At 72.3% G+C, this 15069-nt stretch carries 13 protein-coding genes; 1 reads left to right on the top strand and 12 read right to left on the bottom strand.

Going from position 1 to position 15069, the window contains the following annotated elements:
- Positions 1–59: 59 nt before the first annotated feature.
- From ACZ5NW_RS13695 to ACZ5NW_RS13655, 9 genes are all read right to left on the bottom strand, one after another.
- On the bottom strand, positions 60–863 hold the full coding sequence (locus ACZ5NW_RS13695) for an HAD family hydrolase (protein WP_468744001.1): 804 nt from the start codon (positions 861–863) through the stop codon (positions 60–62).
- On the bottom strand, positions 860–2137 hold the full coding sequence (serS, locus tag ACZ5NW_RS13690) for a serine--tRNA ligase (RefSeq protein WP_468744000.1): 1278 nt from the start codon (positions 2135–2137) through the stop codon (positions 860–862). Before serS ends, ACZ5NW_RS13695 begins: the two co-directional genes overlap by 4 nt.
- A gap of 529 nt (positions 2138–2666) precedes the next feature.
- Positions 2667–3599: a prephenate dehydratase gene (pheA, locus tag ACZ5NW_RS13685; protein ID WP_468743999.1), complete on the bottom strand. Its 933-nt coding sequence runs from the start codon at positions 3597–3599 to the stop codon at positions 2667–2669.
- A 126-nt stretch (positions 3600–3725) separates the two neighbouring features.
- On the bottom strand, positions 3726–4994 hold the full coding sequence (gene efeB / locus ACZ5NW_RS13680; protein WP_468743998.1) for an iron uptake transporter deferrochelatase/peroxidase subunit: 1269 nt from the start codon (positions 4992–4994) through the stop codon (positions 3726–3728).
- A 7-nt stretch (positions 4995–5001) separates the two neighbouring features.
- Complete coding sequence (locus ACZ5NW_RS13675; protein WP_468743997.1) at positions 5002–6948, bottom strand: copper resistance CopC/CopD family protein; 1947 nt, start codon at positions 6946–6948, stop codon at positions 5002–5004.
- Between the two features lie 22 nt (positions 6949–6970).
- Complete coding sequence (locus ACZ5NW_RS13670; protein WP_468743996.1) at positions 6971–7438, bottom strand: copper chaperone PCu(A)C; 468 nt, start codon at positions 7436–7438, stop codon at positions 6971–6973.
- Positions 7435–8088 (bottom strand): SCO family protein, encoded by a 654-nt coding sequence (locus ACZ5NW_RS13665; protein WP_468743995.1) that lies wholly within the window; start codon positions 8086–8088, stop codon positions 7435–7437. The genes ACZ5NW_RS13670 and ACZ5NW_RS13665 overlap by 4 nt, the downstream gene beginning before the upstream one ends.
- Before the next feature lie 145 nt (positions 8089–8233).
- Positions 8234–8968, bottom strand: a complete 735-nt coding sequence (locus ACZ5NW_RS13660; RefSeq protein WP_468743994.1) for a YcnI family copper-binding membrane protein — start codon at positions 8966–8968, stop codon at positions 8234–8236.
- Between the two features lie 153 nt (positions 8969–9121).
- Entirely contained in the window at positions 9122–10021 is a 900-nt protein-coding gene (locus ACZ5NW_RS13655) for a hypothetical protein (protein WP_468743993.1), read from the bottom strand.
- A 233-nt stretch (positions 10022–10254) separates the two neighbouring features.
- Between ACZ5NW_RS13655 and ACZ5NW_RS13650 the strand changes: the two genes are divergently transcribed.
- Entirely contained in the window at positions 10255–10701 is a 447-nt protein-coding gene (locus ACZ5NW_RS13650) for an ATP-binding protein (RefSeq protein WP_468743992.1), read from the top strand.
- Positions 10702–10725: 24 nt separating this feature from the next.
- Here the strand turns inward: ACZ5NW_RS13650 and ACZ5NW_RS13645 are convergent, their stop codons facing one another.
- From ACZ5NW_RS13645 to ACZ5NW_RS13635, 3 genes are all read right to left on the bottom strand, one after another.
- A complete protein-coding gene (locus ACZ5NW_RS13645; protein ID WP_468743991.1) occupies positions 10726–11940 on the bottom strand; it encodes an MFS transporter in 1215 nt (404 codons plus the stop codon).
- Positions 11941–12029: 89 nt separating this feature from the next.
- Positions 12030–13373: a MocR-like pyridoxine biosynthesis transcription factor PdxR gene (pdxR, locus tag ACZ5NW_RS13640; protein ID WP_468743990.1), complete on the bottom strand. Its 1344-nt coding sequence runs from the start codon at positions 13371–13373 to the stop codon at positions 12030–12032.
- A gap of 108 nt (positions 13374–13481) precedes the next feature.
- Positions 13482–14972: an aminopeptidase P family protein gene (locus ACZ5NW_RS13635; protein WP_468743989.1), complete on the bottom strand. Its 1491-nt coding sequence runs from the start codon at positions 14970–14972 to the stop codon at positions 13482–13484.
- Positions 14973–15069: the final 97 nt, after the last annotated feature.

The raw sequence follows: 15069 nt of genomic DNA, 5'->3' as shown, positions 1-15069 counted from the left end.
CACGCGGCGGAGCCGCATATCGGTACAGCCCCGCGCCCCTGATCGCCTTCGGCGATCCCCTAACCCAGCAACCGCTCCAGCACCACCGCGACGCCGTCCTCCTCGTTCGAGGACGTCACCTCGTCGGCCACCGCCTTCAGCTCCTCGTGGGCGTTGGACATGGCCACGCCCCGGGATGCCCAGGCGAACATCGGGATGTCGTTCGGCATGTCCCCGAAGGCGATCGTGTCGGCGGCCTTGAGGCCCAGGCGGCGGGCCGCCAGGGAGAGGCCCGTGGCCTTGGACAGGCCGAGGGGGAGGAGTTCGACGATGCCGGCGCCCGCCATCGCGACGTTCACGAAGCCGCCCGCGGCGCGACGGGCGGTCTCCGCCAGCTCGTCGTCCGTGAGCGTCGGATGCTGTATGTAGATCTTGTTCAGCGGGGCGCTCCACAGGTCGGACGCGTCCGTGAATGGCGTCGCGGGGAGCGCCCCGGTGAGGGCGTACCCCGGACCCACCAGCACCTCGCCGTCCAGGCCGTCCCGGCTCGCCGCCAGATGCAGCGGCCCGGTCTCCGCCTCGATCTTGGCCAGCGCCACCCCCGCCAGCTGCCGGTCCAGGGTCACCGACGTCAGCAGGCGGTGCGCGCCGGCGTCGTAGACCTGTGCGCCCTGGCCGCAGACGGCGAGGCCCTGGTAGTCGAGGTCGTCGAGGATGTGCCGGGTCCAGGGCACCGCGCGGCCGGTGACGACGATGTGCGCGGCGCCCGCGGCGGTGGCCGCCGCGAGCGCCTCACGGGTGCGTCGCGAGACCGACTCGTCGGAGCGCAGGAGCGTTCCGTCGAGGTCGGTCGCGATCAGCCGGTACGGGAAGCCGGTGCTCACTTGGCGACCGGCTCCAGGACCTCGCGGCCGCCGAGGTAGGGACGCAGCACCTCGGGGACGCGGACGGAGCCGTCGGCCTGCTGGTGGTTCTCCAGGATCGCCACGATCGTGCGCGGGACGGCGCACAGCGTGCCGTTCAGCGTGGCCAGCGGTCGTACGGTCTTGCCCTCACGGACGCGGATCTGGAGGCGGCGGGACTGGAACTCGGTGCAGTCCGAGGTCGAGGTCAGCTCGCGGTACTTGCCCTGGGTCGGGATCCAGGCCTCGCAGTCGAACTTGCGGGAGGCCGAGGAGCCGAGGTCGGCGGAGGCGACGTCGATCACGCGGAACGGCAGCTCCAGCGACGTCAGCCACTGCTTCTCCCACTCCAGCAGGCGCTGGTGCTCCGCCTGGGTGTCCTCCGGGGCGACGAAGGAGAACATCTCGACCTTGTCGAACTGGTGGACGCGGAAGATGCCGCGGGTGTCCTTGCCGTGCGAGCCGGCCTCGCGGCGGAAGCACGGCGAGAAGCCGGCGTAGCGCAGCGGGAGGCGCTCGGCGTCGAGGATCTCGTCGCGGTGGTAGGAGGCGATGGACACCTCGGAGGTGCCGACCAGGTAGAGGTTGTCCTTCTCCAGGAAGTACACGCCCTCCGCGTCCTGGCCGAGGTAGCCGGTGCCGGCCATCGACTCGGGGCGGACCAGCGCCGGGGTGAGCATCGGCGTGAAGCCGGCCGCCGTGGCCTGGGCCATCGCCGCGTTGACCAGGGCGAGCTCCAGCAGGGCGCCCACGCCGGTCAGGAAGTAGAAGCGCGAGCCGGAGACCTTGGCGCCCCGCTCCACGTCGATCGCGCCGAGGAGCTGGCCGAGCTCCAGGTGGTCCTTGGGCTCGAAGCCCTCGGCGGCGAAGTCGCGGATCGTGCCGTGCGTCTCCAGCAGGGCGAAGTCCTCCTCGCCGCCGACGGGGACGTCGGGGTGGACGAGGTTGCCGAGCTTCAGGAGCAGCTCCTGGGTCTCGGCGTCGGCCGCGTCGCGCTCGGCGTCGGCCGCCTTGACGTCGGAGGCGAGCTGGCCGGCCTTCTTGAGCAGCTCGGCCTTCTCGTCGCCGGCGGCCTTGGGGATGAGCTTGCCGAGCGCCTTCTGCTCGGCGCGCAGCTCGTCGAAGCGGACGCCGGACGACCTGCGCCGCTCGTCGGCAGACAGGAGAGCGTCGACGAGCGCGACGTCCTCTCCACGGGCGCGCTGGGACGCGCGCACACGGTCGGGGTCCTCACGGAGCAGGCGAAGGTCAATCACGGGGTCAAGGCTACCGGTGCGTGGTCATCGCCCACGACTCACTATTGCGAAGCGCGCCTTACGTACCGTTATGGGGGAATTGCCGAGCGTGTCGGGGTGCGTCAAGGAAAAGTGTCTCACTCCCTGGGACGGGGCAGCGTGGAGGTCCGGTGTTGACCGGATTTCCTTGTGGAGAACGGCACTTGGCGGGGGTGTTGTCCACAGGGAACCAAGCGTTCCGCGCGGTTATCCACAGGGTGTGCGGAAGATCTGTGGACATTGGAATCGATCATTCCGGTGTCGATTTCCGGGATGAGGAATTCACGGACCAAACCGGCCCCGGGGTCACTTTCGAGTGGAAAAGGGTCGCCCCAAAGGATTGATCGAAGGAAACAAGTGGACGAAGGGTGACCTGTGGGGTGACGGGCCCGGAAGGGCCCAGAAGGGAGATTTGTCGACCCGGTGAGGCATCGCTGTCGACTTGTCCCCAGGTCGAGACGACAGCCTGTGGATAACTCCTGTGGATAACGACGACAGGCGGGCTGACTGGCTAGAACCGACCGTCCTGGCAGCGGGCCACCCAGTCCGCCGCCGACGTGAACTCCTGGTCCGAGGTCCCCGGCCGGGGCGGCGCCACGTCCGCCGCCGTCGCGTCCGCCCTCGGGTAGGAGCCCAGGTAGCGCACCTCCAGACAGATCCGCTTCAGGCCCATCAGCGCCTCCGCCACCCGCCGGTCGGAGATGTGCCCCTCGGCGTCGATGCAGAAGCAGTAGTTGCCGATACCGGCACCCGTGGGCCGGGACTGCAACAGCATGAGGTTGATGCCCCGGGTCGCGAACTCGCCGAGCAGATCACGCAGCCCGCCCGGGTGATCGTCACGCTGCCACAGCACCACCGACGTCTTGTCCGCACCGGTCGGCGCCGCGGGCCGGGCCGGCCGACCGACCAGCACGAAGCGGGTCTGCGCGTTCTCCGCGTCGTGGATGCCGGTCTCCAGGGCCTCCAGCCCGTACAGCGCGGCCGCGAACTCGCCGGCGAACGCCGCGTCGTACTGGCCCTCCTGGACCAGGCGGGCCGCGTCCGCGTTCGAGGCGGCCGACTCCCACTGGGCGTCCGGCAGGTTCTTCCGCAGCCAGTTGCGCACCTGCGGCTGGGCGGCCGGATGGGCGGAGACCGTCTTGATGTCGGACAGCTGCGTGCCCGGCCTGACCAGCAGCGCGAAGGTGATCGACAGCAGCACCTCGCGGTAGATCATCAGCGGGGCGCCCGCGACCAGCTCGTCGAGGGTGGTGGTGATGCCGCCCTCGACGGAGTTCTCGATCGGCACGAACGCGGCCTCGGCCTCGCCGCCGCGCACCGCGTCGAGGGCGGACTGCACGGAGACGTACGGGATCAGCTGCCGGGTGGCCGCCTCGGGAAGCGTACGCAGGGCCGCTTCGGTGAAGGTGCCCTCGGGACCGAGATACGCATAGCTCGCTGGCATGACCTCACCCTAATGGGCCTGCTGCGGCCGGGCGCCGGTGTCTCACGACCGGGTGAACCGGCGTGACCTCACGGCGTCCGGCACCCTCATCGCCGTAGCTCCGGGGCCTTCACGGACCAGGAGCGCTCACCCCTCCAGCAGGCGCTGCCCCACGTACTCCCCCTCCGCCGCCCCGCCCGGCACGGCGAACAGGCCGCTCGACTCGTGGCGGATGAACGCCGACAGCGCGTCCCCGCGGTCCAGCTTCCGCTGCACCGTGACAAAGCCCCGCAGCGGATCGGCCTGCCAGCAGATGAAGAGCAGCCCCGCGTCCGGCGTGCCGTCCGGGTCGATGCCGTCGTGGTACGAGAACGGCCGCCGCAGCATCGCCGCGCCCCCGTTCTTGTCGGGCCGGCTGATGCGCGCGTGCGCGTTCAGCGGGACGACCAGATCGCCGTTCGCGTCGGTCTTCTCCAGGTCCATCTCCGCCGTCTCGCCGCCCCCGGTCAGCGGCGCCCCGTCGGACTTGCGACGCCCGATGACCTGCTCCTGCGCGGCGACCGTCAGCTTCTCCCAGTCGTCCAGGAGCATGCGGATACGGCGTACGACGGCGTAGGAGCCGTTCGCCATCCAGGCGGGCGTCCCCCCGGCCGGAACGAAGATCCGGCGGTCGAAGTCCGCCTCGTCCGGCTTCGGATTGCGCGTGCCGTCCATCTGACCCATCAGATTGCGGGCCGTCATGGGGTGGGTGGTGGCGCCCGGCGACCGGTTGAAGCCGTTCATCTGCCAGCGCACCCTCGCCGCGGCGCCCGCCTCCTTCTGGATCGCGCGCAGGGCGTGGAAGGCGACCAGGGCGTCGTTCGCACCGATCTGAACCCACAGGTCACCGTCGCTGCGGGCCTTGTCGAGACGGTCGGAGGAGAAGTCCGGGAGCGGGTCCAGCGCGACCGGCCGCTGCTTCTCCAGGCCGGTCCGGGCGAAGAAGCTGTGGCCGAAGCCGAAGGTGATGGTCAGCGCGGAGGGGCCCGCGTCCCGGGCCACATCCGTGTCGTCGTGGGGCGCCGCCTCACCCGCCATCAGCCGCCGTGCCGCCTCCGACCAGCGGCGCAGCAGCGCGGCGGCCTCCTTGCGGCCCGCGCCCGCCGCCAGGTCGAAGGCGACGACATGGCCGCGGGCCTGGAGGCCCTGGAGGATGCCGGGCTGATGTTTCCCGTGAAACATCGCGCGCTCGCTGCCGACGGAGGACAGCGGCGTGGGCCCGTCGGGCGCGGCCGCGTACCCCACGGCGCCGCCCGTCGCGCCGAGCACCAGTCCGGTCGCCCCGGCCGTACCGAGCAGGGCACGCCGTGAGAGGCCGGGGGACTGCTGCCCGGGCTCGGCCGGGGCGGGGGCTTGCGAAAGGGTCGGGTCGGGCATGTGCGGTTCAGCCGATCTGCGCGTTCTTGGAGACGGTCGTCTGGTCGACGTCGGAGGTCCGCACGGTCACGGCGATCCTCCAGTCGCCGGCCAGGGGGATCTGCACTCCGCTCGCCGACCAGTGGCCGGTGGTGATGTGGTCGGGGACGACGGGCAGCGGCCCGATCTTCTTGGCCTCCAGGGTGAAGGCGACCTTCACCTCGGGGACGTCGAAGGCGCGGCCGTTGGGCCGGGTGACATAGACGTGCATCTCGTTGGCGCCGGTCCGCGCCGGATCGAGATCGACGCTGACCACGCCCTTGCCGTCGGTGCCGCCGGTGTCGAAGGGCATGTCCAGGGTGAGCGCCCCGGACGTTCCGTCGGACGAGGAGGACGAGGACGACGAGGAGGACGAGTTGGCCGCCGTCGCGGCCTTCGCGTCCTGTTCGGTACGGCCCGGTTCGGTGGACGTCAGCGCGGTCGTCACGGCGAGCAGGACGACGGCGACCCCGGCCTCGGCGAGCACCGAGCGGCGCAGCCCGAAGCGGTTGGTGTCGGAGTCCCGCAGCCGCTTCTGCCGCGCGGCATCGACGGCGGCCCGCTGCCGCGCGAGCTGAGACGCCCGCTTGGCGTCACCGTCGGCGTCAGCCTTCCCGGCGTCACCGTCCGTGTCACCCTTCTTGGCGTCGCCGCCGGAACCCGCGGTGACGTGCTCCTTCGCCTTCTCTGGCGCGCTTTCTCGCGCATCCCCCAGCCGCGCCGTCCACCGCCGCGAGATCCAGGCGATCCCGACCAGCACCGCCACCAGCCCGATCTTCACCAGCAGCAGCTGCCCGTACGTCGTGTCCGTGAACGCCGACCACGAGCCGAGCTGCCGCCACGACTGGTAGGTCCCGGTCGCGACCAGCGTCAGCACGCCACCGAAGGCGACGGTGGAGAACCGTCGTACGGCGGTGGCCTCGACGGGCTGGTCGGCGGGCGCGCGGTACAGCGCGACGAGGAGGGTGGTGAGCCCGCCGAGCCAGGCGGCGACGGCGAGCAGATGCAGGACGTCGACCGGCATGGCGAGGCCGGGCTGGATCCCGGTCGAGGCGTGCTCGGCCATCGCCCAGCTGGCCGCGAGCCCGGCCGCCACGACGGTCCCGCCGATGGCCAGCCCGAAGGTCAGGTCCCGCTTCTCCTCGTCCTCGCGCTTGTCGTACGCCCCGAACAGCACGGCGATGAACAGCGCGGCGGCCGCGAGCAGCAGCAGCCGGGAGACCAGCGCCGCGCCCGTCTTGGTCTGCAGCACATCGCCCAGCAGCCCCAGGTCGAAGATGTCGCCGACCGCCCCGGAGCCGGTGTACGAGCCGCGCAGGAGCAGCAGGAACAGGGTGGCGCCGGTGAGCGCGAGCCAGCCGGAGACGACGAGCCGCTGCACCGCCCGCACCGAGGTCCCGCGCGGCCAGCAGGCCAGCACGAAGGCGGCCCCGCCGACCATCACGATGAACCCGGCGTACGACAGATAGCGCCCGAAGCCGTACAGGCCGCCCACGACCCCGCCGCCGGCCTCCGGCCCGGACGCCGAGACGACGGTCGCGGAGGGCGCGCCGATGGAGAAGGTGTAGGCGCCGGAGACGGGATGGCTGTCGGCGGACACCACCTGGTAGGTCACGGTGTACGTGCCGTCGGGCAGCCCGCTGTGCAGCCGCAGGGCGTACGTCGTACCGCTCGCGTTCGTCGGCTTGCCGGCGTCGACCCGCTTGCCCTTGGGGTCGAGGACGCGCAGCGAGTCGTCGGTGGTGGCGACCTTCTCGGAGAAGGTCAGCGTGACCTGCGCGGGGGCCTGCTGGACCACCGCCCCCTGCGCGGGGTCGCTGCCGGTCAGCGCGGCGTGCGCGCCGGCGGGCCCGGCCGAGGCCAGGAGCGCGCCGACGACGGCCAGGAACAGCAGCGCCCACGTCCGTACGCGGCGGGGGGCGATGGTCTGCGTCAAGGTGATCCCTCCGTGAGATCCGTCAGTTGCCGGTCTTCGGGATGTACGTGGCCGACTCCACCGGCATCTCGACCTCGATGTCCCCGGATGCGGCGAAGTGCAGGGTCACGCTCACCTTGTCGCCCCGCACCGGCTTGCGCTTGAGCTTCTCGAACATCAGGTGGTTCCCGCCGCTCTTGAACACGAGTTCGCCGTGCGCGGGCACGTCGAGGGAGCCGGCCTGCTCCATGGACCCGCCGGAGGTCTCGTGGAGGGTGACCATGCCGGCGGCGTCGCTGGTGACGGACGTCAGCTCGTCCTTCGTACCGCCCTTGTTGGTGACGACGAGATAGCCCGCGGCCATGGAGTCGGAGACGGGCTGCGGCATGTAGGCGCCGCTCGCGGAGAGGGCGGGGCCGGTGTCGTCGGATCCGCAGCCCACGAGGGCCAGCGTGCCGGCGAGGGCCAGCGTGCCGGAGAGCGCGACACCGCGTCCGCCGGGGCGCCTCACGGCCGCTCCCCCTTGATGAGCTTGGGGAGGTCCTTGGTGTAGTCCTCGACGGTGGCCTCCTCCGTGTAGATCACGTACCCGGCGTCCGTCTTCGGGGAGAAGGCGATGACCTGGGTGCCGTGGGTGGAGACCGTCTTGCCGTTCTTGTCCGTGTGCGGCGGCTCGATGGTGATGCCGACGCCGCGGGCGGCGGCCTGGATGGTGGCGAAGTCGCCGCTGAGGCCGACGACCTGCGGGTCGATGCCCTTGAGCCAGGTGCCGAGGGCGGCCGGGGTGTCCCGCGCCGGGTCGGTGGTGACGAACACGATCCGCAGCTCGTCCTGCTGCGCCCGGGGCAGGGCCTTCTTGGCCACGGCGATGTTGCTCATGGTCAGCGGGCAGATGTCGGGGCAGTTGGTGTAGCCGAAGTAGAGCAGCGTCGGCCGGCCCTTGGTCGCGGCGCGCAGGTCGTACTTCTTGCCCTGGGTGTCGGTCAGGACCAGGTCGGGCTTGGCGAACGGCTGGTCGAGCACGATCGCGGACCGCTGGGTGGTGGTCTCCTCGGAGACGGAGGCGACGGAGTTGTCGCCGCCGTCCCCGCTGCCGCAGGCGGAGAGGGTGAGCGCGGCGGCGGCGAGCAGCGCGGCCGCGGCGAACGTCTTCTTGCGCATAGAGAAATGTCCCAGATGTGTGAACTCCGGCGCGCACCGGGGGCCGGGGTACGGCTTCAAGGGCCGTACCGACCGGTGCCTTCATGGGGCCGTACGGACCCCGGTGCGCGGCGCGGACCAGCAGGGGAAGGGGAGGAGCGGGGGATCAGGCCTCGGTGGTGGACCGGCGGCGGCCCGCGAGCACGCCGTACGCCACACCCGCGGCGCCCACCACGATGCCGACGACGCCGAGGACCCGGGCGGTGGTGTCGGAGCCGTCCGAGGAGTCGGAGGAGGCGGAGGCGGACGTGCTGCTCTTCTCGGCGGCGGGGGACGCCGACCCGGCGGAGCCGTGGGCGCCTTCGGAGGCGGCCGAGAGCTTGAGCACCGGCGCCGGGTTCTCCGGCTCCTCCTGCCCGTCCTGCGGCACCTCGATCCAGCGCACGACCTCCTTGTTGGAGTACGTCTGGATCGCCTTGAAGACGAGTTCGTCGGCGTCTTCGGGCAGCGGGCCCACGGACAGCGGGAACTTCTCGAAGTAGCCGGGCTCGATGCCCTTGCCCGACGCCGTCCAGGTGACCTTGGAGACGGCCTCGGCGATCTGCTGTCCGTGCACCGTGAGCGGCTTGGCCAGCTTCGCCTTGGTGATCTGGGCGGTCCAGCCGGGGACCGGCTCGGGCATCACGGAGGCCAGCGGGTGATCGGCCGGGAAGGTCACTTCGAGCTTGGTGGTCGAGGCGTCGTCGCGCTCGTTGGGGACCTTGAAGTCCACGGTCGCGTAGCCGCCCTTCGCGGCGGTGCCCTCGGGGGTCACGCCGACATGCGCGAAAGCGGGGCCGGACAGGACGAGCACGGCCGAACCGGCGACGGCAGCGGCGGCGACGAGACGGGAAGCCTTCATGAGATGCAAGCACTCCACTCTGAGTGAGGTCGGGTGATCGGCGCGCGCAGAGACCTGCGCACGCGCGCGTGCCGCACGACGGCGGCCACCCACTCCGAGGAGGACACCCCGCTTCAGGGGGCACCTCGCTCGGGAGAGCTCGGTCGCGTCGCGTCAGGCAGCGAGAGCGAAGGAGACGGCGGCGGGCGGACCGCGCCGGATCACCGTGTGCTGGAGTGCCGCGGTAGGCGGCGTGGGCGGGGGCGCGAACAGCGCGGTGCGCGCCGTGCGCTCCTCCGGCGCGTGGGGCAGCCCGGCGAGCAGTGCGCGCACCAGCGCGAGCGCCCCGCGCAGGGACCGTACGAGCGCCCCGTCGGCGAACTCCCGCGCCGACAGGTCGAGCAGCCGCAGCAGGGCGAGGTCCGCGCGCCGCAGCAGCCAGCCGGCGGCCAGGGCGGCGAGGACGTGCGCGAGCAGCATGGAGAGGGAGGGCAGCAGCGAGGTGGACGCCGCCCCGGCGGACACGGCGTCGGCCGAGTGACCCATCCCGCTCATGCCGGCCATGCCGGACGATCCGCTCATGCCGAGGGCCCCGTCCATGCCGGACGATTCGCCCGTGCCCGAAGGCGCGCCCCAGCCGGGCGCCCCGCCGTAGATCCGTGCGTCGACGAGGATCCGCCGGGCCCGTGCCGGGGTGAGCGGGGCCGCTGTGGTGCCGCACAGCAGCCGTGCCGCCTGCGCGACGACCCAGTCGCCGGAGGAGGACGCGGACGCCGTCGGGGCCGTGCCGCCGCCGGTGGGCTGGGCCAGCCCGAACAGCGTGTGCAGCAGGATCTGGCCGGCGGCCAGCGGCGCGGCGATGCCCGGCAGGGAGCGCGTGCGCCCGGCGAGCGGTGCCACGACCGCGCAGACCCCGAGGAATCCCGCGCCCAGCGTCCACAGCGGGACCGTGGCGCAGGAGGCCAGCGTGTGACCGGCGGCGGCCAGCACGACGCAGACCGCGGCGAACACCGCGGCCCGCAGCAGCCGGAGGTCGGCTCCGGAGTGCACCGTGCGCCGGTGGGGGTCAGTCATGGCGGGCACATCATCCCACTGACCCCGCGGCGTCCGGACGGCAGGTCCACAAGATTCGGAAGGAGCGGGAAGATCACCTTCTGGTGCAAGTGATGGGCATGGGCACCACATACACCGATTGATGCGCGTGGCGCATCCCCCATATGGGCGGCGTCACGTCGATTTCGCGCTTACACACGGGTGATGGCGGCAATACGTAGGGGTATGTCGAGCCGCGGCCAGGAGGCTGGAGCATGAGCATCTGGTGGTCACTCCATCTGCGGCGCGAAGCCGCGAGCGTGCCCCTGGCCCGCCGCCTGCTGCTCGGCACCATGGAGACGGCGGGCGTCGACCCCGACATCTCCTACGACCTCTCGGTGGCCCTGAGCGAGGCGTGCGCCAACGCGGTCGAGCACGGCGGCCGCACCGCGCACGGCGGCTGTTCGGAGGCGTACCGGGTCACCGCCTACCTCGACGGCGAGAAGTGCCGGATCGAGGTCGCCGACTCGGGCCCGGGCTTCGCGGTCGACGCCACCGTCAGAGCGGTCCACGCCGACGCCGAGCAGGGCAGAGGGCTGTATCTCATCCGTGAGCTCGCCGATCACGTCCACATCGGCAACAGCCCGGAGCGCGGCGGCGCGGTGGTGAGCTTCGACAAGATGCTGAAGTGGCGCAAGGACGCACCCCTCGTGGCCGTGTGAGCCCACCGGTACGCCGCCCGCCGCTCACCCCACCCGCACGGCGCGCGGGCTGACGTCGTCCGCGGTTCCCCGGCCGGCGGCCCACCGCGTCGCCGGCCCCATCGCGTACGACGCCCCGACGGTCACCGCGCCCAGCAACAGCCAGCCGGGCGTGCCCCACTCCACGAGCAGCGAGGTCAGCACGAGCGGCCCGAGGGTGCGCGCCACGGTGACGCCGGTCCCGAAGAACCCCTGGTACTCGCCCACCCGGTCGGCCGGGGCGAGGTCGAACGACAGCTGCCAGGACCCGGCCGACTGCCCCATCTCGGCGACCACTTGAAGCACCGCCCCGAACACGAGCAGCCCCACGGCCATCCCGACCCCGGCCCCCGACGACAGGGCGAACGCGACGCACGCGCCGAGCATCACCCACCCCGCCCGCCGTATCACGCGCGTGGCGGAGCCCAGTCCGTCCACCCCGCGCGCCGCCCGCACCTGGAAGAGCGTCACCGCCCCGGTGTTGAGCACGAACAGCCCTGACACCAGCCAGGCCGGCGCCCCGGTCCGGGAGGTGATCCACAGCGGCAGCACCAGACTGAGCAGCGGCAGCCGCAGCAGCAGCACGGTGTTGAGGAGCGCGACGAGCGCGTACGGCCGGTCGCGCAGCACCCCGATCCCACCGCCCCGCCGACCGCCGCCCGGCGCCACGGAGGGCAGCGCGAGCAGCAGCCCCGCGCACACCAGGAAGCTCACCGCGTCCAGCGCGAACACGGCCAGATACGCCGCCCGTGTCCCGGCGTGCAGCGCGAGCCCGCCGAGCGCCGCGCCCACCGCCAGCCCGCCGTTCAGCGTGGACTGCAACCGTGCCAGCAGCCCGGTCCGCTCCCCGGCGGGCACCAGCCCCGCCAGCAGCGCCTGCCGGGCCGCCGCGAGCCCCGACTGCGCGGCGGCGTAGGCACACGCCACGAGCACGAACGGCACGAACCCCCGTACGACCATGAACGTCCCGACCGCCAGGGCCGTGCCCAGCGCCAGCAGCACCGCCGTGCCGCGCGGCCCGCGCCGGTCGGCGAGCCGCCCCAGCGGCACCCCGGCGAGCGAGCCGACCGCCCACCCCACGGTCAGCCCGAGCCCCACGCGCGCGGGGGAGAGACCGACGACCTGGGTGAAGTAGAGCGCGGAGGTGGTGTAGTAGGCGCCGTCGCCGACGGAGTTGCTCAGCTGGGCGAGCGCGAGAAGGCGGTGCGATGCGGGGCTCATGGGATCGACACTAGAGAAGCAATGGGCCCCTGGGAGGCACCAATAGGGCGCTCTTTCAAGGGCCCAATCAAGCGCTGGCAAGGCCCGGTTCAGGGCCCGTCGAGCACCTCCGCCAGCGCCTCCAGGGCCTTCGGATAGGCCCGCTCCCGTGGCGTCCCGTACCCCACGACGAGCCCCTGCGGCCGGCCGGGAAGCCCCGGAACGTGCCAGTGGTCCCCGAGCCGTCCCACCGCGAGCCCCGCCGCCTCCGCGCGCGCCACGACCTCCGCCTCGTCGGCGACCTCCACCAGCGCGTGCAGTCCGGCCGCGATCCCGCGCACGCCCCGCCGTCCGCCCAGCCGGTCCAGGAGCAGGTCCCGGCGCCGCCGGTAGCGGAGCCGGCAGGCGCGCACGTGACGGTCGTAGGCGTGGCTGTCGATCAGTTCGGCGAGCGCCAACTGCCCGATGGACTCGGTGTGGTGGTCGGTGTGCAGCTTGACGTCGGCGACGGCGTCGACGAGGTGGGGCGGCAGCACCATCCAGCCGAGCCGCAGCGCGGGCCCGAGCGTCTTCGAGGCGGTCCCGAGATAGACGACCTGCCCGGGCGACATGCCCTGGAGCGCGCCGACGGGCTGCCGGTCGTAACGGAACTCCCCGTCGTAGTCGTCCTCGACGATCAGCGCGTCCCGCGCGCGTGCCCAGTCGCTGAGGGCCCGCCGCCGCTCGGGGTGCAGGGTCACACCGGTCGGGTACTGATGGGCGGGCGTGACGACGACGGCGGAGACGTCCGCCAACCCCTCGACGACGAGCCCCTGTTGATCGACGGGCACCGGAACCACGCGGCCCCCGTTGCGCCGCACGACGTCCCGGTGGAAGCGCAGCCCCGGATCCTCCATGCCGACACCGGCCCCCTCCAGCACGCGCGTGAGGAGCGCGAGCCCCTGCACATAGCCGGAGGTGATCACGATCCGTTCGGGCGGCGCGATGACACCGCGGGCCCGCCCCAGATACCCGGACAGGGCCTGCCGCAACTCGACGCGGCCCCGGGGATCGCCGTAGTCGTAGGCCACCGAGGGCGCGGTGGCGATGGCCCGCCGCAGCGCCCGCAGCCAGGCGGCGGCGGGAAAGGCCCCGACGTCGGGCGACCCGGGCCGCAGATCGAACACCGGCTCACGCGCGCGCGTGACGGCCCGGGGTGGACCGGCGTCGGCGGAGGGCAGCAGGGCGACCCGGGTCCCCGACCCCTGCCGAGCGGTGAGAAACCCCTCGGCGACGAGCTGGTCGTACGCCGCCTTGACGGTGTTCCGCGACACCCCGAGCTCCTCGGCGAGCCGCCGCGTGGCCGGGAGCAGCTCCCCAGGCGCGAGCCGCCCGTCCCGCACGGCATCGCGCAGGGCCCGCTCAAGTCCGGCGCGACGCCCTTCGGCGACGTCGGCTTCGAGATGCAGGTCCACAACAACTCCCCGAAAGGGGCGCGGGGAACTGCGCGATCAGCCACAGAAAACCCGCACACCGCGACGAAAGGCCGGGCACCCCGTCGGAACCCGGCCGATCGACCCTACTCAGCCCTTCAGCGAAGCCATCCAGCTCTCGACCTCGTCCGACCGCCGAGGCAGCGCAGCGGACATGTTCCGGTTCCCGTCCTCGGTCACCAGGATGTCGTCCTCGATCCGCACCCCGATGCCCCGGTACTCCTCCGGCACGGTCAGATCGTCGGCCTGGAAGTACAGCCCGGGCTCGACGGTGAGCACCATGCCGGGCTCGAGCGTCCCCTCGACATAGGCCTCGGTCCGCGCGGCAGCGCAGTCGTGCACGTCCATGCCGAGCATGTGCCCGGTCCCGTGCAGCGTCCACCGCCGCTGCAGCCCCAGCTCCAGCACCCGCTCGACGGGCCCCTCGACCAGCCCCCACTCCACGAGCTTCTCGGCCAGCACCCGCTGCGACGCGTCGTGGAAGTCCCGGAACTTCCCGCCCGGCTGGACGGCCGCGATGCCGGCCTCCTGGGCCTCGTAGACGGCGTCGTAGATCTTCTTCTGGATCTCGCTGTAGCGGCCGTTGATCGGCAGCGTGCGCGTGACGTCGGCGGTGTAGTACGTGTGCGTCTCGACGCCCGCGTCGAGCAGCAGGAGATCACCGGACCGCACGGGTCCGTCGTTGCGCACCCAGTGCAGCGTGCACGCGTGCGGGCCGGCCGCGCAGATGGAGCCGTAGCCGATGTCGTTGCCCTCCACGCGCGCGCGGAGGAAGAACGTGCCCTCGATGTACCGCTCGGAGGTCGCCTCGGCCCGGTCGAGGACCTTCACCACGTCCTCGAAGCCGCGCACGGTGGAGTCGACGGCCTTCTGCAGCTCGCCGATCTCGAACTCGTCCTTGATCAGGCGCGCCTCGGACAGGTAGACCCGCAGCTCCTCGTCGCGTTCGGCGGTGACCTTGTCGGTCAGGGCGGCCTCGATGCCGGCGTCGTAGCCGCGGACGACCCGGACCGGGCCGGTCGCCTCGCGCAGCGCGTCGGCCAGCTCGCGGACGTCGGAGGCGGGGATGCCGTACAGCTTCTCCGCCTCGGTGAGGGAGTGGCGTCGGCCGACCCACAGCTCGCCCTGGCCGGAGAGCCAGAACTCGCCGTTCTCGCGGTCGGAGCGCGGCAGCAGGTAGATCGTCGCCTTGTGCCCGTCGGCGATCGGCTCCAGGACGAGCACGCCGTCCTCGGTCTGGTTGCCGGTGAGGTACGCGTACTCGGAGGAGGCGCGGAAGGAGTACTCGGTGTCGTTCGCGCGGACCTTCAGGTTGCCCGCGGGGATCACCAGCCGCTCGCCCGGGAAGCGGGCGGAGAGCGCGGCGCGGCGGGCGGCGGTCTCGGCGGCCTGGGCGATCGGCTTCAGGTCGCGCAGCTCCGTGTCGGCCCAGCCCGACTTCATGTTCTCGGCAAGCTCGTCGGACACGCCCGGGTACAGGCCGTTCTTCCGCTGCTTGATGGGCTCCTCGGACTCAGCTTCCGGGCCCGCTGCGGTAGCAGCAATGGACTCAGCCGGGTTGAGCTCGTCGGCCACGGTCATCCTCCTAGATACGGCACTGGACCCCGTCCATCGTACGGTCGTACGGGAGGGGGCCCAGTGGGGAAGGACCTGTGACCGGAGACTGCTATGGCCGGGG

This window comes from Streptomyces sp. NPDC032126 (assembly GCF_055580085.1).
This window is presented reverse-complemented; position numbering and strand designations above follow the sequence as displayed.